This is a genomic window from Pseudescherichia sp. L3 (genome assembly GCF_024656065.1).
Lineage (GTDB): Bacteria > Pseudomonadota > Gammaproteobacteria > Enterobacterales > Enterobacteriaceae > Pseudescherichia.
The window spans coordinates 49463-67961 of the sequence record NZ_JANKYC010000006.1; the positions used below are offsets into that span (position 1 = coordinate 49463).

Annotated in this window: 18 protein-coding genes and 1 pseudogene; 11 read left to right on the forward strand and 8 right to left on the reverse strand. The window is 57.8% G+C overall.

Annotation, left to right across the window (positions count from 1 at the left end; translation table 11 throughout):
- Positions 1 to 29 precede the first annotated feature (29 nt).
- The 3 genes from uvrD (at position 30) to corA (ending at position 3496) form a co-directional block, all read left to right on the forward strand.
- The gene (gene uvrD / locus NR795_RS20190; RefSeq protein ID WP_144819162.1) at positions 30 to 2192 is read left to right on the forward strand and encodes a DNA helicase II; all 2163 of its coding nucleotides are present in this window, start codon (positions 30 to 32) and stop codon (positions 2190 to 2192) included.
- A 148-nt stretch (positions 2193 to 2340) separates the two neighbouring features.
- Entirely contained in the window at positions 2341 to 2397 is a 57-nt protein-coding gene (gene ysgD / locus NR795_RS20765) for a YsgD/CorL family protein (protein WP_353621329.1), read from the forward strand.
- Between the two features lie 148 nt (positions 2398 to 2545).
- Positions 2546 to 3496 (forward strand): magnesium/cobalt transporter CorA, encoded by a 951-nt coding sequence (corA, locus tag NR795_RS20195; RefSeq protein WP_222889085.1) that lies wholly within the window; start codon positions 2546 to 2548, stop codon positions 3494 to 3496.
- 37 nt (positions 3497 to 3533) lie between these two features.
- Here corA and NR795_RS20200 read toward each other — a convergent pair whose 3' ends face one another.
- The 4 genes from NR795_RS20200 to yigI form a co-directional block, all read right to left on the reverse strand.
- On the reverse strand, positions 3534 to 3914 hold the full coding sequence (locus NR795_RS20200; protein ID WP_042394921.1) for a DUF2628 domain-containing protein: 381 nt from the start codon (positions 3912 to 3914) through the stop codon (positions 3534 to 3536).
- 4 nt (positions 3915 to 3918) lie between these two features.
- Complete coding sequence (locus NR795_RS20205) at positions 3919 to 4323, reverse strand: hypothetical protein (protein WP_257759177.1); 405 nt, start codon at positions 4321 to 4323, stop codon at positions 3919 to 3921.
- A 139-nt stretch (positions 4324 to 4462) separates the two neighbouring features.
- Positions 4463 to 5356 carry an EamA family transporter RarD gene (rarD, locus tag NR795_RS20210; RefSeq protein ID WP_257759178.1) on the reverse strand — a complete coding sequence of 298 codons (894 nt, stop codon included), beginning with the start codon at positions 5354 to 5356 and terminating at the stop codon, positions 4463 to 4465.
- A 56-nt stretch (positions 5357 to 5412) separates the two neighbouring features.
- A complete protein-coding gene (gene yigI, locus NR795_RS20215) occupies positions 5413 to 5880 on the reverse strand; it encodes an acyl-CoA thioesterase YigI (protein ID WP_144819182.1) in 468 nt (155 codons plus the stop codon).
- Between the two features lie 160 nt (positions 5881 to 6040).
- Here yigI and pldA point away from each other — a divergent pair, with 160 nt between their 5' ends.
- From pldA to rhtC, 3 genes are read left to right on the forward strand one after another with little or no spacing between them, the layout of a single operon-like run.
- Positions 6041 to 6910: a phospholipase A gene (pldA, locus tag NR795_RS20220; protein ID WP_257759179.1), complete on the forward strand. Its 870-nt coding sequence runs from the start codon at positions 6041 to 6043 to the stop codon at positions 6908 to 6910.
- A gap of 35 nt (positions 6911 to 6945) precedes the next feature.
- On the forward strand, positions 6946 to 8772 hold the full coding sequence (gene recQ / locus NR795_RS20225) for an ATP-dependent DNA helicase RecQ (RefSeq protein ID WP_222890676.1): 1827 nt from the start codon (positions 6946 to 6948) through the stop codon (positions 8770 to 8772).
- Between the two features lie 60 nt (positions 8773 to 8832).
- Positions 8833 to 9453 carry a threonine export protein RhtC gene (gene rhtC / locus NR795_RS20230; RefSeq protein ID WP_144819186.1) on the forward strand — a complete coding sequence of 207 codons (621 nt, stop codon included), beginning with the start codon at positions 8833 to 8835 and terminating at the stop codon, positions 9451 to 9453.
- 38 nt (positions 9454 to 9491) lie between these two features.
- Here the strand turns inward: rhtC and NR795_RS20235 are convergent.
- A pseudogene (locus NR795_RS20235) lies at positions 9492 to 9842 on the reverse strand (ISNCY family transposase); the annotation flags it as partial.
- The gene (rhtB, locus tag NR795_RS20240) at positions 9841 to 10461 is read right to left on the reverse strand and encodes a homoserine/homoserine lactone efflux protein (protein ID WP_042394902.1); all 621 of its coding nucleotides are present in this window, start codon (positions 10459 to 10461) and stop codon (positions 9841 to 9843) included. The gene rhtB and the pseudogene NR795_RS20235, both read right to left, overlap by 2 nt.
- A 108-nt stretch (positions 10462 to 10569) precedes the next feature.
- Here rhtB and pldB point away from each other — a divergent pair, with 108 nt between their 5' ends.
- The 3 genes from pldB (at position 10570) to NR795_RS20255 (ending at position 13373) form a co-directional block, all read left to right on the forward strand.
- A complete protein-coding gene (pldB, locus tag NR795_RS20245; protein ID WP_257759180.1) occupies positions 10570 to 11562 on the forward strand; it encodes a lysophospholipase L2 in 993 nt (330 codons plus the stop codon).
- Between the two features lie 39 nt (positions 11563 to 11601).
- A complete protein-coding gene (gene yigL, locus NR795_RS20250) occupies positions 11602 to 12402 on the forward strand; it encodes a sugar/pyridoxal phosphate phosphatase YigL (protein ID WP_257759181.1) in 801 nt (266 codons plus the stop codon).
- Positions 12403 to 12473: 71 nt separating this feature from the next.
- Complete coding sequence (locus tag NR795_RS20255) at positions 12474 to 13373, forward strand: carboxylate/amino acid/amine transporter (protein ID WP_144819194.1); 900 nt, start codon at positions 12474 to 12476, stop codon at positions 13371 to 13373.
- On the opposite strand, the gene metR is transcribed toward NR795_RS20255, so the two are convergent.
- Positions 13258 to 14214, reverse strand: coding sequence for an HTH-type transcriptional regulator MetR (gene metR / locus NR795_RS20260; protein WP_144819196.1), 957 nt, complete (start codon positions 14212 to 14214; stop codon positions 13258 to 13260). The two genes, NR795_RS20255 and metR, sit on opposite strands and share 116 nt — an antisense overlap.
- A gap of 116 nt (positions 14215 to 14330) precedes the next feature.
- Here metR and metE point away from each other — a divergent pair, with 116 nt between their 5' ends.
- Positions 14331 to 16592, forward strand: a complete 2262-nt coding sequence (gene metE / locus NR795_RS20265) for a 5-methyltetrahydropteroyltriglutamate--homocysteine S-methyltransferase (protein ID WP_257759183.1) — start codon at positions 14331 to 14333, stop codon at positions 16590 to 16592.
- A gap of 36 nt (positions 16593 to 16628) precedes the next feature.
- Here the strand turns inward: metE and NR795_RS20270 are convergent, their stop codons facing one another.
- Positions 16629 to 17387 carry a DeoR/GlpR family DNA-binding transcription regulator gene (locus tag NR795_RS20270; RefSeq protein WP_257759184.1) on the reverse strand — a complete coding sequence of 253 codons (759 nt, stop codon included), beginning with the start codon at positions 17385 to 17387 and terminating at the stop codon, positions 16629 to 16631.
- Positions 17388 to 17521: 134 nt separating this feature from the next.
- Between NR795_RS20270 and NR795_RS20275 the strand changes: the two genes are divergently transcribed.
- Complete coding sequence (locus NR795_RS20275) at positions 17522 to 18499, forward strand: ABC transporter substrate-binding protein (protein ID WP_257759185.1); 978 nt, start codon at positions 17522 to 17524, stop codon at positions 18497 to 18499.

Consider the following 18499-nt stretch of genomic DNA (forward strand, 5'->3'; position numbering starts at 1 on the left):
TGTACGGCCCCTCTCTCCCGGCGGTGCCAATGGACGTTTCTTACCTGCTCGACAGCCTTAATGACAAACAGCGTGACGCCGTAGCCGCGTCGCGCAGCAACATGCTGGTGCTGGCGGGCGCAGGCAGCGGTAAGACGCGCGTGCTGGTTCACCGTATCGCCTGGCTGCTGAGCGTAGAGAACTGCTCGCCGTACTCGATTATGGCCGTGACCTTTACCAACAAAGCGGCGGCAGAGATGCGCCACCGTATCGGCCAGCTGATGGGCAACACCCAGGGCGGCATGTGGGTCGGTACCTTCCACGGGCTGGCGCACCGCTTGCTGCGCGCCCATCATCTGGACGCCAACCTGCCGCAGGATTTTCAGATCCTCGACAGCGAGGATCAGCTGCGCCTGCTGCGTCGTCTGATCAAGGCCATGAACCTCGACGAGAAGCAGTGGCCGCCGCGGCAGGCGATGTGGTACATCAACGGCCAGAAAGACGAAGGCATCCGCCCGCACCATATTCAGAGCTTTGGTAACCCGGTTGAGCAGACCTGGCAGAAGGTCTATCAGGCCTACCAGGAGGCGTGCGATCGCGCCGGGCTGGTGGACTTCGCCGAGCTGCTGCTGCGCGCTCACGAGCTGTGGCTCAACAAGCCGCATATTCTCAACCACTACCGCGAGCGCTTTACCAACATCCTTGTGGATGAATTCCAGGATACCAACAATATTCAATACGCCTGGATCCGTCTGCTGGCGGGGGATACCGGCAAGGTGATGATCGTGGGCGACGACGACCAGTCTATCTATGGCTGGCGCGGCGCACAGGTTGAAAACATCCAGCGCTTCCTCAACGACTTCCCCGGCGCAGAGACCATCCGCCTGGAGCAGAACTACCGCTCGACCAGTAACATTCTCAGCGCGGCTAACGCCCTGATTGAGAACAACAACGGTCGCCTCGGGAAAAAGCTCTGGACCGATGGCCTCGACGGCGAGCTGATTTCGCTCTACTGCGCGTTCAACGAACTCGACGAGGCACGCTTCGTGGTGAATCGCATCAAGACCTGGCAAGAGAGCGGCGGCGCGCTGGAGCAGTGCGCGATCCTCTACCGCAGCAACGCCCAGTCGCGCGTGCTGGAAGAGGCGCTGCTGCAGGTAAGTATGCCGTACCGTATCTATGGCGGCATGCGCTTCTTCGAACGCCAGGAGATCAAAGATTCCCTCTCCTATCTGCGCCTGATTGCCAATCGCAACGACGATGCGGCCTTTGAGCGCGTGGTGAATACGCCGACGCGCGGCATTGGCGATCGCACCCTGGACGTGGTGCGCCAGGCGTCGCGCGATCGCCAGCTGACTCTGTGGCAGGCCAGCCGGGAGCTGTTGCAGGAGCGGGCGCTGGCCGGCCGCGCCGCCAATGCGCTCCAGCGTTTCCTTGAGCTCATCGACGCCCTGGCCCAGGAGACAGCCGATATGCCGCTGCACGTGCAGACCGATCGGGTGATCAAAGACTCCGGCCTGTGGATGATGTACGAGCAGGAGAAAGGCGAAAAGGGCCAGGCACGTATCGAAAACTTAGAGGAGCTGGTGACGGCAACGCGCCAGTTTAGCTACAACGACGAAGACGCAGATCTGATGCCGCTGCAGGCGTTTCTCTCCCACGCGGCGCTGGAAGCGGGCGAGGGGCAGGCCGATACCTGGCAGGATGCGGTGCAGCTGATGACCCTGCACTCGGCGAAGGGTCTGGAGTTTCCGCAGGTCTTTATCGTCGGCATGGAAGAGGGGATGTTCCCCAGCCAGATGTCCCTTGATGAGGGCGGCAGGCTGGAGGAGGAGCGCCGTCTGGCCTACGTCGGCGTGACCCGTGCCATGCAGAAGCTGACGCTGACCTATGCTGAAACCCGCCGTCTGTATGGCAAAGAGGTTTACCACCGTCCATCACGCTTTATCGGCGAGCTGCCGGAAAACTGTGTGGAAGAGGTGCGCCTGCGCGCCAGCATCAGCCGCCCGGTGAACCATCAGCGTATGGGGACACCGGTGACGCAGAACGACTCTGGCTACAAGCTCGGTCAGCGGGTGCGTCATCCGAAATTTGGTGAAGGCACCATCGTCAACCTTGAGGGCAGCGGTGAGCACAGCCGTCTGCAGGTGGCCTTCCAGGGCCAGGGGATCAAATGGCTGGTAGCCGCTTATGCGCGGCTGGAAGAAGTGTAACGTTCAGAAAAATATCATTATTTTGTAATACTCTGCTACCCTTAAACGCTGAAGGCCAATTATTGCTCTTCAGCGTTCCGTTGCGTGTTGACGCCATATTTTAGCTGGCGTAACATGCGCGCACGATCACGCTAAGAGGACATTCGCCTTGGACACACCCAGTAGATGCTGGCTCAATTCCCTGTCATTCAGGAACAACTCCTAAGGCTATCTCCTCGCGCTGATGGCCTTAGTGGTTGTCAGCGACAATAATTCCCGTCGCGCTGAGTCAGGCTGTTTAATGGTCTGAAACCCAATTTGTTTCTGTGTGCCCACCGAACTGTCCGATAATTTTTGTATTGGGAGTCCCGGTCATGTTGAGCGCATTTCAACTGGAAAATAACCGTCTGACCCGTCTCGAGGTTGAAGAGGCACCTACCCTGATCGATGCCGTGTGGGTGGATCTGGTCGAGCCGGACGATGATGAACGTAACCGTGTGCAGACGGATCTTGGCCAGAGCCTTGCGACGCGTCCTGAGCTGGAGGATATCGAAGCCTCCGCGCGTTTCTTTGAGGATGAGGACGGGCTGCATATCCACTCCTTCTTCTTTTTTGAAGATGCAGAGGATCACGCCGGTAACTCGACGGTGGCGTTCACCATTCGTGACGGTCGCCTGTTTACCCTGCGCGAGCGTGAACTGCCGGCATTCCGCCTCTATCGGATGCGCGCCCGCAGCCAGGCGATGGTTGACGGTAACGCCTACGAGCTGCTGCTCGATCTCTTTGAGACCAAAATCGAACAGCTGGCGGACGAGATCGAGAACATCTACAGCGATCTGGAGAAGCTGAGCCGCGTCATTATGGAAGGCCAGCAGGGCGATGAGTATGACGAAGCGCTCTCTGCGCTGGCGGAGCAGGAGGATATCGGCTGGAAGGTGCGTTTGTGCCTGATGGATACCCAACGTGCCCTTAACTTCCTGGTACGTAAGGCGCGTCTGCCGGGCAGTCAGCTGGAGCAGGCTCGGGAGATCCTACGCGATATCGAATCCCTGCTGCCGCATAATGAATCCCTGTTTCAGAAGGTCAACTTCCTGATGCAGGCGGCGATGGGCTTTATCAATATCGAGCAGAACCGAATCATCAAGATCTTCTCGGTGGTCTCGGTGGTGTTCCTGCCGCCGACGCTGGTGGCTTCCAGCTACGGGATGAACTTTGAGTTTATGCCAGAGCTGCACTGGAGCTTCGGCTATCCGGGCGCGATCGTCTTTATGATGCTCGCCGGGCTGGCACCCTATCTCTACTTCAAACGTAAAAACTGGCTGTAAATGTCACGGCGGTTCACGCTGAACCGCCGTAACTCTCTTAGAGGCCCCAGTCCTGCTGTTTAAGCACTACTTTCTGGTAATACCAAATGTTGGTGCGGAAGGCGACCCATAACGACACCACCGATCCCAGCCAGCCAAAATCGGTCAGGAACACAATAAAGCCGACTAAAATTTGTAATAAGATTACGACGACTGCTTTTTTCCACAGACCCAGAATCAGCAAATAGATGACAGAGAAAAAGAGGGCATAAAAGTTCATTGCCACTTTCAGGCGCTGGCCAAAGGTCAACTTCTTATAAGCCGCTTTCCATTCAGGGGTATTTCCCCAGAAGCCCGGCACACCGTTTTTGTCCAGAAATGAGAAGCGGAATTTCCATTTATCACTAATGGAAGGGTCGTTCATATAGTCGTGTTTCATAATGTTATTCCTTGCTATGAGTATCGCTATGTGGTGCAGGATCCTTTCCCTCTGTGGGGGCCAAAATCAGCGCAATAAAGCAGATAAAATACCACGCCACATAGATCCTAAAGCCGCTGCCTGTCACGTCATACTCTTCATTCATGTCGGCTAACAGAGCAACGATAAATACGACAATGGTAAGTAAGACATACCACACTATTTTTTTGAAGCCGCTGTCACGCAGTCGGCAGCAATTAAGGTTAATCACAAGGTACTGAAAGAAAAGTGTTGCCGCTATGAGTACCATAGCGTTTTCGACCTCGGCATATAAAAATAGCGCGAGGATATTAATAACTAAAAAGGCCGCGATATAGAGGCCGCGTGAAATCCTACCACTATTAGTAGGAACGAATAGTTTATAGAGCATGTAATAACGCTTTGTCTGAAAGGTATTAAGGATAGTATTAAAACGAGAAGTGTTTGTTAATTGTGAACTACGAACTTTGGTAGGGATAAAATGACGTTGAAAGCGCCTTCCCCTCTTCCTGTGAAGAGGGGAAGACAGGTTATATTTTACGCATCCGGCGCTGGGTGTAGAGAGCATCCATCACGAATACGGCCAGCGCTACCCAGATGAAGCCAAAGGTCACCATCTTGTCCATGCCCGGTATTTCACCGTAGAAGGTGACCGCCAGCAGGAACATCAGCGTCGGGCCGATGTACTGGAAAAAGCCGAGCGTCGAGAGGCGCAGACGGGTGGCTGCGCCGGTAAAGCAGAGCAGTGGGATGGTGGTTACCACGCCCGCTGCCATCAGCAGCACGTTGAGCGACCAGGGGTTACTGCCCATATGGCTGGTTGGGCTGTCAGCGATGCCGAACAGCCAGACGGCGGCGACCGGCAGCAGCCACAGGGTCTCGATCAGCATACCGGTCTGGGCATCGACGGCAATTTTCTTACGCACCAGGCCGTAGAAGGCAAAGCTGAACGCCAGCGCCAGGGCGATGATCGGCAGTGAGCCAAAGGTCCAGAGCTGCACCAGCACGCCGCAGCCGGCAAGGATCACCGCCAGCCACTGCATGCGACGAAAGCGTTCGCCGAGGAAGATCATACCCAGCACAATATTGACCAGCGGGTTGATAAAGTAGCCGAGGCTGGCTTCCAGCATGTGATGGTTATTGACCGCCCAGATAAACAGCAGCCAGTTACCGCCAATCAAGAGTGCCGAGAGGGCCAGCAGCAGGATCTTCTTCGGCGTGCGCAGCAGGTTTTTCAGCCGTGACCACTGGCGGCTCACGCTGATCAGCGCCACCATAAAAAAGAACGACCAGATAACGCGGTGGGTAAAGATCTCGTTGGCGGGAACATAGTCGATTAGCTTGAAGTACGCCGGTGCGATACCCCAAATAAAATAAGCGGCAAGAGCGAGTAATACACCCTGCCGCGTCTGCTTAGCATCCATCGGAACATCCAAATCCGTCATCAAAAAGTAACAGCATGTTAAACGATTTCACCGTCTCAACCTACCATGTAGGTTGCCGTGGCGCTGGCGATATAGAGCTGCTCTTCGTTATGCAGCTCAACCCGGGCCACGGCAACTTTATTACCCGCCCGCAACAGGCTGCTGGTCGCGGTAAAGCGATTGCCCCGCCCAGGACGCAGATAGTCGACGCGTAGATCGATGGTACCCATCTTTGCGAGGCGCGTACGCAGCTCTTCTTCAGCAATGGTGTCATGGCGAGTGAGCGTGCTGCCGACGCAGACCAGCCCTGCCGCAACATCCAGCGCAGAGGCGATGACGCCGCCGTGAAGAATACTTTGCGCCCAGTTGCCAACCATCATCGGCTGGTTGTTAAAGCTGAGTTGGGCGAAGGATTTTTCATAGCGATCCAGCTCCAGGCCCAGCGCGCGGTTAAACGGCATGTGATAAACAAAAATTTCGCCCACCAGCTGTAACGCTTCTTCGGCGGTAAGAACGGCTGACATTATTTTATGCGTCCGGTAGTTAATGAGTTGTTGATTTTATGCTTCTTAATTGTTGTTTTCCACTTTCGGAAACGATAGCTGCGCAGCGTTTATAGAAAGATGTAAAATAGGTGTCTGAATATTACCCATCTCAACAATTTTGGTCAGGAGAGCAAAACCGATGCGGACGTATCTGCCCTGGTTTTTGTCAGCCATCGCACTGCCTTTTACAGTATTAGCGCAGGAAGCCACGGTTAAAGCAGTACACGATGCGCCAGCGGTACGCGGCAGCATCATCGCGAATATGTTACAGGAGCACGATAACCCCTTTACGCTCTATCCGTATGAGTCTAACTATCTGCTCTATACGGTGACCAGCGATCTCAACAAAGAGGCGATCAACACCTACAACTGGTCCGATAACGCGCGCAAAGATGAGGTAAAATTCCAGCTCAGCCTGGCATTCCCGTTCTGGCGCGGTATCATTGGGCCAAACTCGGTGCTGGGCGCGTCCTATACGCAGAAGTCCTGGTGGCAGCTCTCTAACAGCGATGAATCTTCGCCGTTTCGTGAAACCAACTACGAGCCGCAGCTGTTCCTCGGCTTCGCTACCGACTATGAACTGGCAGGCTGGACGCTGCGCGACGTCGAGTTCGGGTACAATCACGACTCTAACGGCCGCTCCGATCCGACCTCCCGCAGCTGGAACCGCATCTATAGCCGCCTGATGGCGCAGAATACTAACTGGCTGGTAGAGGTAAAACCGTGGTTTGTGGTGGGCGACACCGACGATAATCCGGATATCACCAAGTATATGGGCTACTACCAGCTCAAGGTCGGTTACCAACTGGGTGAAGCCATTCTGAGTGCTAAAGGACAGTACAACTGGAACACCGGCTACGGCGGCGCCGAGCTGGGTCTGAGCTATCCAGTCACGAGGCACGTGCGTCTGTATACCCAGGTTTACAGCGGTTACGGTGAATCATTAATTGATTACAACTTTAACCAGACACGCGTAGGCGTGGGCGTTATGCTTAACGATCTTTTTTAAGGCAGAGTCATTTTTTGAAGGCAGATGGGGTTAACGTGGCGCAGGCGGAAGTATTGAATCTGGAGTCGGGGGCAGGGCAGGTTTTGCGGGACACCTTCGGCTACCAGCAGTTCCGTCCGGGCCAGCAGACCATCATTGAGACCGTGCTCGCTGGGCGCGACTGTCTGGTGGTCATGCCGACCGGCGGCGGGAAATCCCTCTGCTATCAAATTCCGGCGCTGGTACAAAGCGGTCTGACGGTGGTGGTATCGCCGCTGATATCACTGATGAAAGATCAGGTCGATCAGCTGCTGGCGAACGGTGTGGCGGCCGCCTGCCTCAACTCCACCCAGAGCCGGGAGGAGCAGCAGGGCATTATGGCGGGCTGTCGCAGCGGCCAGATCCGCCTGCTCTACATTGCCCCAGAACGCCTGATGCTGGATAACTTCCTTGAGCATCTCGCGCACTGGGATCTCCGTCTGGTGGCGGTTGACGAGGCGCACTGTATTTCACAGTGGGGGCACGATTTCCGCCCCGAGTATGCCGCGCTCGGCCAGCTGCGCGCCCGCTTCCCCGCTGTGCCCTTTATGGCGCTGACCGCCACGGCGGATGACACCACCCGCAGCGATATTGTGCATCTGCTCGGGCTGCGCGATCCGCTGATCCAGGTCAGCAGCTTTGACCGTCCTAACATTCGCTATACGCTGCTGGAGAAATTTAAGCCGCTCGATCAGCTGCTGCGCTACGTTCAGGAGCAGCGAGGCAAATCCGGCATCATCTACTGCAACAGCCGCGCTAAGGTAGAGGATACCGCCGCGCGCCTGCAGGCCCGTGGTTTTAGCGCCGGGGCCTATCACGCCGGACTGGATAACAGCATTCGTGCCGACGTGCAGGAGAAGTTCCAGCGCGACGATCTGCAGATCGTGGTGGCTACCGTGGCGTTCGGAATGGGGATTAACAAACCCAACGTGCGTTTTGTGGTGCACTTTGATATCCCGCGCAACATTGAGTCCTACTATCAGGAGACCGGCCGCGCCGGGCGTGATGGCCTGCCTGCCGAGGCAATGCTGTTTTACGATCCAGCAGATATGGGCTGGCTGCGTAAATGCCTGGAGGAGAAGCCGCCTGGTCAGCTACAGGATATTGAGCGCCACAAGCTCAACGCGATGGGAGCGTTTGCCGAAGCGCAGACCTGCCGCCGTCTGGTGCTGCTGAACTACTTTGGTGAAGGGCGTCAGGAGCCGTGCGGCAACTGCGACATCTGCCTCGATCCGCCGCGTCGCTACGACGGGCTGGTGGACGCCCAGAAAGCGCTGTCGGCTATCTACCGCGTCGGCCAGCGTTTCGGTATGGGCTATGTGGTTGAAGTGCTACGCGGCGCGAACAATCAGCGTATTCGCGACATGGGTCATGACAAGCTCAAGATCTATGGCGAAGGGCGGGATCACACAACGGAGCACTGGGTGAGCGTGATCCGCCAGCTGATCCACCTTGGCGTCGTGACGCAGAATATCGCCCAGCACTCGGCGTTACAGCTTACCGAGGCCGCGCGTCCGTTCCTGCGTGGCGAGGTCCCGCTGCAGCTTGCCGTGCCGCGCGTGGTGGTGGTAAAGGCGCGGGCAAACCCGAAAATCTTCGGCGGCAACTACGACCGCAAGCTGTTTGCCAAACTGCGCAAGCTGCGTAAGGCCATTGCCGATGAAGAGAACATTCCCCCCTACGTGGTGTTCAACGATGCCACGCTGATCGAGATGGCCGAGCAGATGCCGATTACCGCCAGCGAGATGCTCAGCGTGAACGGCGTCGGGATGCGCAAGCTCGAGCGCTTCGGCAAACCGTTTATGACCCTCATTCGGGAGCACGTCGACGGCGACGATGAGTAGTCAGCGCGGGGAAAAGGTGCCAGGATAGTGCTCTCATTTCTCTTTCTTCACGAGTAATCTATGTTGACGCTATTTCTGACCGTGGCGCTGGTACATCTGGTGGCGCTGATGAGCCCAGGCCCGGACTTCTTCTTTGTCTCGCAAACTGCCGTTAGCCGCTCGCGCAAAGAGGCGATGATGGGCGTGCTGGGGATCACCCTCGGCGTCATGATCTGGGCTGGCGTGGCACTGCTTGGCCTTAATCTGATCCTCGAAAAAATGGCCTGGCTGCACACCATCATTATGGTCGGCGGTGGGCTCTACCTCTGCTGGATGGGCTACCAGCTGCTGCGCGGAGCGCTGAAGAAAGAGGTCCTGAATACACCAGCGCCGCAGGTTGAACTGGCCACCAGCGGGCGTAGCTTTGTAAAGGGGCTGCTGACTAACCTGGCGAATCCAAAAGCGATTATCTACTTCGGCTCGGTCTTCTCGTTATTCGTGGGTGATGGTGTCGGCGAGACGGCGCGCTGGGGAATTTTCGTGCTGATTGCACTGGAGACCTTCGCCTGGTTTACCCTGGTGGCGAGCCTGTTTGCTCTGCCGACAATGCGCCGCGGCTACCAGCGTATGGCGAAGTGGATCGACGGCGTGGCTGGCGCGCTTTTCACCGCCTTTGGCCTGCATCTGATTATTTCCCGTTAAGCCGCTGCCCGTCCGGGTTTAACCGGGCGGGTCGCGTTTCAGTGTGCTAGCTGCTGCAACTCGTCTTTTGACAGGCCGGTGATCTCCATGACCGTACCACTATCAAAACCTCGTAGCAGCATCGCCCTGGCGATGTCCAGCATAGCGGCACGTTTTCCTTCCTGCATGCCTTGCTGTATACCTTCCTGCATGCCTTCAGCCAGGCCTATCTGCTTCATATGTTCTGCAAACGTCATCAGTGTTTCTCCATGCTGCGGCACGCGCTGTGCCAGTCCAAATAACAGGGTCTGAACGTCCTGAGCTTCTCCTGCCTGTGCGATGTAGTTTATCAGCGTGATTATTTGTTGTCCGCTCATCTGCTCCAGCATCAACAAAACTGTGAGCTTGTTACGCGTGCCTTGCCGAGGCCAGCAGCGCCCCGACCAGCATAAACAGCGAGCCAAATACTCTATTTAATGCTTTCATCTGACGCGGTCCTTTGATCCATGCCGCGATGCGCGTTGCCAGAGTGGCATAGCCAATCATCACGATGATATCCACCACGACGGTGGTGACGCCGAGCACCAGGTACTGCATCACCTGCGGCTGATCCGGATTGATAAACTGCGGAAACAGCGCGGCAAGAAACACGATGCTTTTGGGGTTAGTGAGGTTCACAAAAACAGCGCGTTTAAACAGGCGTCCGCGAGACTGGGTTTGGGCCAGGGTATTAAGATCCAGTGCGCCAGCAGCCCGCCACTGTTGAATGCCCAGCCACACCAGGTAGGCCGCGCCTGCCCACTTCAGTACCTCAAAGGCCAGCAGCGAGCGGGAGAATAGCGTTCCGAGCCCAACGCCAACCAGCACGATATGAATGGCCAGACCGGTCTGCAGGCCGCTAATCGACGCCGCTGCGCCGCGATAGCCGTGGCTGATGGCGGTGGTCATGGTGTTAATCGCGCCGGAGCCTGGCGAGAGGCTGAGGATGATCGAGGTAAGCAGATAGGCAAACCACCACTCGAAGGTCATGCGAAACTCCCTGAACGATATATTTTATGCAACAATACGCTATTGTTAACATGTTGTATCACGAGTCATAAAAAAACAATTTTACAGACGACCGGGGGCGGAAACCCAATGTTTCGGCAGAAAAAGGGGTGGGAAACAAGAGAAAATGCCTTTGCGGCTTTCACGCACGGACCCTTGACCGATTTCTGGCGGCAGCGTGAAGAGGCTGAATTCATCGGCGTTGGCGATATTCCAGTGCGCTTTGTGCGCTTTCATGCCGCCGATCACGATCGGGTGATCGTTGTCTGCCCAGGGCGTATTGAAAGCTACGTCAAATATGCCGAGCTGGCTTACGATCTGTTCCATCTCGGTTTTGACGTGCTGATCATCGACCATCGTGGGCAGGGGCGCTCAGGCCGCATTCTGCCCGACCGACATCGTGGGCACGTCGATAATTTTGATGACTACGTTGACGATCTGCAGGCCTTCTGGCAGCAGGAGGTTGTGCCTGGCCCATGGCGTAAACGCTATATTCTGGCGCACTCGATGGGTGGAGCGATCGCCACGCTGCTGCTGCAACGCCAGCCGCGGCTTTGCGATGCGATCGCGCTCTGTGCGCCTATGTTTGGTATTGTTATTCGTCTGCCCGACTGGATGGTGCGCCATATCCTGAACTGGGCCGAAGGCTATCAGCCGTTCCGGGAGAGCTACGCGCTGGGCACGGGGCGCTGGCATGCGCTGCCGTTTAGCATTAACGTGCTTACTCATAGCCGGGTACGCTACCGGCGAAATCTGCGCTGCTATGCTGACGATCCGCAACTGCGCGTCGGCGGGCCGACCAACCACTGGGTGCGAGAGGGTATTCTCGCCGGTGAAAAGGTGCTGGCGGGCGCGGCGCAGGATGCGACGCCCATGCTCCTGCTCCAGGCAGAGGAAGAGCGCGTCGTCGATAACCGAATGCACGATCGTTTTTGTGAAATCCGCGCTGCAGCGGGCCATCCCTGTGAGGGAGACAGGCCGCTGGTCATCAAAGGCGCGTACCATGAGATCCTTTTTGAAAAGGACGCCATGCGCTCAGTCGCGCTTAACGCCATCGTTGATTTTTTCGACAGGCATAACTAATCCGGCGGTTCGCCGCCTGACCAGAGGTTAAATTCTATTATGTATCAGGTTGTTGCGTCTGATTTAGATGGCACGCTGCTCTCACCCGACCACTCACTCTCTCCCTACGCTAAAGAGACGTTAAAGCTGCTGACCGAGCGCGGCGTCAACTTCGTTTTTGCCACCGGCCGTCACCATGTCGACGTAGGACAGATCCGCGATAAGCTGGGTATCAAAGCCTATATGATCACCTCTAACGGCGCGCGAGTGCACGATACCGAGGGTAACCTGGTCTTTACGCATAACCTGGATCGCGAAATCGCTGAGGATCTGTTTGGCGTGATGCATAGCGATCCGCACATCGATACCAATGTCTACCGTGACGACGAATGGTTTATTAACCGTCACCGCCCGGATGAGATGCGCTTTTTCAAAGAGGCCGTCTTCCAGTACTCTCTTTTTGAGCCAGGTATGCTTGATCCCGAGGGGATCAGCAAGGTGTTTTTCACCTGCGATACCCATGAGCCGCTGCTGCCCCTGGAGCAGGCCATTAACGCCCGCTGGGGCGATCGCGTCAACGTCAGTTTCTCTACGCTGACCTGTCTGGAAGTGATGGCAGGCGGCGTGTCGAAAGGCCACGCGCTGGAGGCGGTAGCGAAAGCGATGGGCCACAGCCTGAAAGAGTGCATCGCTTTTGGCGACGGAATGAACGATGCCGAGATGCTCTCTATGGCGGGTAAAGGCTGTATTATGGCCAACGCGCACCAGCGCCTGAAGGATCTCTACCCGCAGCTGGAAGTGATCGGCACTAACGGGGACAACGCGGTGCCGCACTATCTGCGTAAGCTGTTTCTTGATTGATTAATGATTAATCAGTTGTCAACCGGTAACTCCGCTACAATGGGTGCTCATTAACCAACGAGACACCTATTGTGGCGTTACTGATTATCACCACCGTTCTGTGGGCCTTCTCTTTTAGCCTCTATGGCGAATACCTCGCCGGACATATCGACAGCTACTTCTCCGTGCTGATGCGCGTTGGGCTGGCCGCGCTGGTTTTCCTGCCCTTCCTGCGCACGCGAGGCCACGGGCTAAAAACCATCGGCCTCTATATGCTGGTGGGCGCCATGCAGTTGGGCATCATGTATATGCTCAGCTTCCGCGCCTATCTCTATCTGACGGTCTCCGAGCTGTTGCTGTTCACCGTCCTGACGCCGCTCTATATCACGCTGATCTACGATCTGATGAGCCGACGTCGGCTACGCTGGGGCTATGCGCTGAGCGCGCTGCTGGCGGTGATCGGGGCGGGGATCATTCGTTACGATCAGGTGACCAACCACTTCTGGACCGGACTGCTGCTGGTGCAGCTCTCTAACATCAGCTTTGCCATCGGCATGGTGGGCTACAAGCGCCTGATGGAGACCCGGCCGATGCCGCAGCATAACGCCTTTGCCTGGTTCTATCTGGGCGCGCTGCTGGTGGCGGTGGTGGCCTGGTTTGCCTTGGGCAACGCCCAGAAGCTGCCGGAGACAAACCTGCAGTGGAGCATTCTGGTGTTTCTTGGCGTGGTGGCGTCAGGGATTGGCTACTTCATGTGGAACTACGGCGCAACCCAGGTGGATGCCGGTACGCTCGGCATTATGAACAACATGCATGTCCCGGCAGGGCTGCTGGTTAATCTCGCCATCTGGCAGGAGCAGCCCCACTGGCCGAGCTTTATCCTTGGGGGGACAGTGATAGTGGCGTCCCTATGGGTGCATCGCCGCTGGGTCGCTCCGCGCTCCGCACAAAAGGAAGGTGGTCGCACGCATGGTTCCGCGCTGAGCGAATAAACGCCTCCGTTACCGGCTGACGCTGCTCGCCATCGCGCACTGCCGCGTACAGCCGGCTCCACAGCCCTTCGCCCAGGGTCTTGGTCACGATCAGACCCTGGCGCTCAACGTTCTCCACCACCCAGTGCGGCAGTGCCGCGATGCCCATCCGGGCTGCCACCATCTGGATCAGCAGCAGCGTGTTATCCACGCTCTTCAGCATCGGGTTAATGCCCGCCGGCTGCAGGAAGTGACGCCAGATATCCAACCGGCTGCGCTGGACCGGATAGATCAGCAGCGTTTCAGCGGCGATATCCTCCGGGGTAATGCGCGCCCGGGTCGCGAGGGGGTGATCCGGGGCCAGCACCAGGCGCACTTCAAAATCAAACATCGGCGAATAGTGCAGCCCGCTGCGCGGTAAAATATCTGAGGTCAGCACCACGTCCAGCTCGCTCTGCTGCAACGCTGGCTGGGGATCGAAGGTCACGCCGGATTTGAAATCCATCTCTACCTGCGGCCATTTGCTACGGAAATTCTCAAGTGCGGGAGTGAGCCACTGAATACAGCTGTGGCACTCAATGGCGATCCGCAGGGTGGTTTGCTGCGGTTCGCTACAGTCCTGAAGCGCGCGGCTAATCTGCGGCAGCACCTGATTGGCCAGCTGTAACAGGATCTCACCCTGCGGCGTAAAACGCAGCGGCTGACTTTTACGGACAAAAAGACGAAAGCCAAGGCGCTGTTCGAGATCGCTGAACTGGTGGGAGAGGGCGGACTGTGTCTGATGCAGCGTGGCTGCCGCCGCCGCCAGCGATCCGCTGTTCCGTAACGCCTGGAGCGTTTTCAGGTGTTTAATTTCGATCATGAAAGTCCTTCACTTCGCCATGAACAATTTGCGCTTGAGGAATATACAGTACCTTTACATTATAGCGGTGTAAACATCTGGACGTCCAAATACCAAAAATTCACAAGGGGCATACCATGACAGTACTGAATCACACCCTCGGTTTTCCTCGCGTCGGTCTGCGTCGCGAGCTGAAGAAGGCACAAGAGAGCTACTGGGCGGGAAACACCACGCAGGAAGCATTGCTGGCGGTGGGCCGGGAGCTGCGCGCCCGCCACTGGGAGCAGCAGAAGCAGGCGGGTATTGATCTGCTGCCGGTGGGCGATTTCGCCTGGTACGACCATGTTCTGACCACCAGCCTGCTGCTTGGCAACGTGCCGGCTCGTCATCAGAACAAAGATGGATCGGTTGATATCGACACCCTGTTCCGCATTGGCCGCGGCCGTGCACCCACCGGTGAGCCAGCGGCGGCGGCAGAGATGACCAAATGGTTTAACACTAACTATCACTATATGGTGCCGGAGTTCACGCAAGGGCAGCGGTTCACGCTGACCTGGACCCAGCTACTGGACGAAGTGGACGAGGCGCTGGCGCTGGGTCACAGGGTCAAACCCGTCCTGCTGGGGCCGGTAACGTACCTGTGGTTGGGTAAGGTAAAAGGCGAACCGTTTGACCGCCTCAGCCTGCTGAATGATATTCTGCCGGTCTACCAGCAGGTGCTGGCCGAGCTGGCAAAACGCGGCGTCGAGTGGGTACAGATCGACGAGCCCGCGCTGGTGCTGGAGCTGCCGCAGGCGTGGCTGAACGCCTTCAAGCCCGCCTATGAGGCGCTGGCAGGAGAGGTGAAGCTCCTGCTGACCACCTATTTCGACGACGTGACGCCGAACCTCGATACTATTGCCGCGCTGCCGGTACAGGGTCTGCACGTTGACCTGGTGCACGGTAAAGATGACGTAGCCGGGCTGCATCGCCGCCTGCCAGCCGACTGGCTGCTCTCCGTCGGGCTGGTCAACGGGCGTAACGTTTGGCGGGCCGATCTCATAGAGAAATATGCTCAGGTTAAAGAGATCGTCGGCCAACGCGATCTGTGGGTCGCCTCCTCCTGCTCGCTGCTGCACAGCCCCATCGATCTGAGCGTTGAAACCCGGCTGGATGCCGAAGTGAAGAGCTGGTTTGCCTTCGCCCTGCAAAAATGTCACGAGCTGGCCCTGCTGCGCGATGCCCTGAACAGCGGCGACATCGCACCGCTGGCTGAATGGAGCGCCCCGATCCAGGCCCGCCGCCACTCAACCCGGGTGCACAACACGGCCGTAGCCCAGCGGCTGGCGGCGATTACCACCAGAGATAGCCAGCGGGCGCGCCCCTACGCGGAGCGTGCGGCGGTTCAGCGGGCGCGTTTCAACCTGCCCGCCTGGCCGACAACGACCATCGGCTCGTTCCCGCAGACCACCGAGATCCGCGGCCTGCGTCTGGAGTTCAAACAGGGACGCTTAGATGCGGGCAGCTACCGCACCGGCATCGCTGAACATATCAAGCAGGCGATTGCCGAGCAGGAGCGCCTCGGCCTTGACGTGCTGGTGCATGGTGAAGCCGAGCGTAACGATATGGTGGAGTATTTCGGCGAGCACCTGGACGGCTTTGTCTTTACCCAGAATGGCTGGGTGCAGAGTTATGGCTCCCGCTGCGTGAAGCCGCCGGTGGTGATCGGCGATGTTAGCCGTCCGGACGCGATCACCGTGGAGTGGGCGAAATATGCCCAGTCCCTCACCGATAAGCCGGTAAAAGGGATGCTGACCGGGCCGGTGACTATTCTCTGCTGGTCCTTCCCGCGCGAAGACGTCAGCCGGGAAACCATCGCCAGGCAGATTGCGCTGGCGCTGCGCGACGAAGTGGCGGATCTGGAGGCGGCGGGCATCGGGATTATCCAGATCGATGAGCCCGCCTTGCGTGAAGGGCTGCCGCTAAAGCGCAGCGAATGGGACGCCTACCTGGCGTGGAGCGTGGAGGCCTTCCGTATCAACGCTGCGGTGGCGAAGGACGAGACGCAGATCCACACCCACATGTGCTACTGCGAGTTCAACGACATCATGGACTCCATCGCCGCGCTGGATGCGGACGTGATCACCATCGAAACCTCGCGCTCGGATATGGAGCTGCTGGCGTCGTTTGAAGCCTTTGAATACCCAAATGAGATCGGGCCGGGGGTCTACGATATTCACTCGCCAAACGTGCCGGACGTGGCGTGGATCGAGACTCTGCTGAAGAAGGCGGCGGATCGCATTCCGGCCGAGCGCCTGTGGGTTAACCCGGACTGTGGCCTGAAAACCCGTGGCTGGCCGGAGACCCGGGCGGCGCTGGCCAACATGGTTAAAGCGGCACAGAACCTGCGTAACGCGTAAGGTAACAATGTCGGGCGGCGCTTACGCTGGCCCGGCCTACGCCTGGCTTAGCCACGCTGTCCCCCTCTGCTTAATGACCGCATGCTGCTGCGGCGTCGGGGGCCTGTCGCTTACCACATAATCGAAATCCCCCACGCTGCCGTTCTGGCAGATCGCGTTCCGGCCAAACTTTGTGCTGTCCACCACCAGCACGCTCACCGCCGCGCTGGCGACCAGCGCCCGGCGTGCGGCGACCTCATCATCGTTATAGTCATACAGCTCGCCCGCCTCACCGATCCCGCCTATTGAAACCACGCCAGCGTCAACGCGGTAACGGCTGAAAAAGCACTGGGCATCGCTGCCGATCACATCCAGATCGCGCTTGCGGACGCGCCCGCCTGCCACCGTCAGCTCGCAGGCGGCAAGACGGCTCAGCGCTTCGGCGGCGTGCAGATTATTGGTAAATACCGCCAGCCGACTCGCTTCCGGCAGCGCCCGGGCCACCATCTCAACGGTGGTGCCGGTCCCGAGAAAGCAGCTCTGGTAGTCGCCCAGCAGCAGCGCCGTGCGCTCACCGATCCAGCGCTTGCCTGCAATATTGACGATCTCCCGCTGCTGATAGCCAATATTTTCGCGGGCGAAAGGGGCAACCATGCCGTGACGCCGCAGCAGCAGTCCGCCTGAGGTGAGCATACGCAGATCGCTACGCACGGTTTGCAGCGAGACGCCAAAGTGCTGCGCCAGCTGTTCAATGCTGCTTTCACCGTGCGCCGTCACCAGCTCGACAATCGCCGTGCGGCGGGATTCGGGGGTCATTATTCGCTCCTGTTAGCACCCTTTTGCATCATGCTAGCGCGCGAATGTGAAATTATTACTACGAAAAAAGCTGGTCATATTTTTGTCAGATTTCCCTGTTTTAATCATCACAACGAAAACAGAGGGAAGAGATCATGAGTAAGCACACCGCGCTGGCCGCCGTTATCGTAACCGCGTTAAGCACGCCGGCTTTCGCCGCCTCCACGCTGACGCTCTATACCAGCCAGCCGAACGAAGATGCCCAGATGACTGTTACCGCCTTCGAAAAGGCGCACCCGGATATTGAGGTCAAATGGATCCGCGACGGAACCACCAAACTCACGGCGCGCCTGCAGGCTGAACTGGCAGCGGGCGGTGCCGCGCCGGACGTACTGCTGATCGCCGACAGCGTCACCATGGAGTCGCTGAAAAAGCAGGATCTGCTGGCGGCCTATAAATCGCCTGAAGCCAGCCGCTACGATGCTCAGCTGTACGATCCGCAGGGCTACTACTACGGCACCAAGCTGATCACCACAGGGATTGCCTACAACACCCGGGCACCGGTGAAGCCTGGCTCGTGGCAGGATCTGCTCAAGCCTGAACTCAAGAACATGACCACGCTGCCCAGCCCGCTCTACTCTGGCGCGGCGCAGATCCATATGGCGACGCTGATGAACGATCCGCAGCTCGGCTTTGCCTGGTACGAAAAGCTGAAGGCTAACGGCGCGATGCCGCAGAGCGGAAACGGCGCGGTGATGAACGCCATCACCTCTGGCAGCAAGGGCTATGGCGTGCTGGTGGACTACATGGCGATCCGCGAAAAAGCCAAGGGCGCGCCGATTGAGTTCGTGTTCCCGAAAGAGGGCGTCAGCATCGTCACCGAGCCGGTAGCCATGCTGAAGAAGGCGAAAAACCCGGACGGGGCAAAAGCCTTTATCGACTTTGTGCTGTCGGATGCGGGTCAGCGCCTGGTGCTGAAGCAGGGCTACCTGCCTGCCGATGCAAACCTCCCGGCCCCGGAAGGCTTCCCCGCGCGAGAGAGCATCAAGCTGATGCCGTATGACCCGGCGAAGGCGCTGGCGGATACCGACGCCAATAAAAAACACTTCGCCGATCTGTTTGGAAACCGTTAA

Coding starts and splice junctions, on each gene's coding strand:
- uvrD (WP_144819162.1), top strand. CDS start 30: ATGGACGTTTCTTACCTGCTCGACAGCCTTAATGACAAACAGCGTGAC.
- corA (WP_222889085.1), top strand. CDS start 2,546: ATGTTGAGCGCATTTCAACTGGAAAATAACCGTCTGACCCGTCTCGAG.
- NR795_RS20200 (WP_042394921.1), bottom strand. CDS start 3,914: ATGAAACACGACTATATGAACGACCCTTCCATTAGTGATAAATGGAAA.
- NR795_RS20205 (WP_257759177.1), bottom strand. CDS start 4,323: ATGCTCTATAAACTATTCGTTCCTACTAATAGTGGTAGGATTTCACGC.
- rarD (WP_257759178.1), bottom strand. CDS start 5,356: ATGGATGCTAAGCAGACGCGGCAGGGTGTATTACTCGCTCTTGCCGCT.
- yigI (WP_144819182.1), bottom strand. CDS start 5,880: ATGTCAGCCGTTCTTACCGCCGAAGAAGCGTTACAGCTGGTGGGCGAA.
- pldA (WP_257759179.1), top strand. CDS start 6,041: ATGCGGACGTATCTGCCCTGGTTTTTGTCAGCCATCGCACTGCCTTTT.
- rhtC (WP_144819186.1), top strand. CDS start 8,833: ATGTTGACGCTATTTCTGACCGTGGCGCTGGTACATCTGGTGGCGCTG.
- rhtB (WP_042394902.1), bottom strand. CDS start 10,461: ATGACCTTCGAGTGGTGGTTTGCCTATCTGCTTACCTCGATCATCCTC.
- pldB (WP_257759180.1), top strand. CDS start 10,570: ATGTTTCGGCAGAAAAAGGGGTGGGAAACAAGAGAAAATGCCTTTGCG.
- yigL (WP_257759181.1), top strand. CDS start 11,602: ATGTATCAGGTTGTTGCGTCTGATTTAGATGGCACGCTGCTCTCACCC.
- metR (WP_144819196.1), bottom strand. CDS start 14,214: ATGATCGAAATTAAACACCTGAAAACGCTCCAGGCGTTACGGAACAGC.
- metE (WP_257759183.1), top strand. CDS start 14,331: ATGACAGTACTGAATCACACCCTCGGTTTTCCTCGCGTCGGTCTGCGT.
- NR795_RS20270 (WP_257759184.1), bottom strand. CDS start 17,387: ATGACCCCCGAATCCCGCCGCACGGCGATTGTCGAGCTGGTGACGGCG.
- NR795_RS20275 (WP_257759185.1), top strand. CDS start 17,522: ATGAGTAAGCACACCGCGCTGGCCGCCGTTATCGTAACCGCGTTAAGC.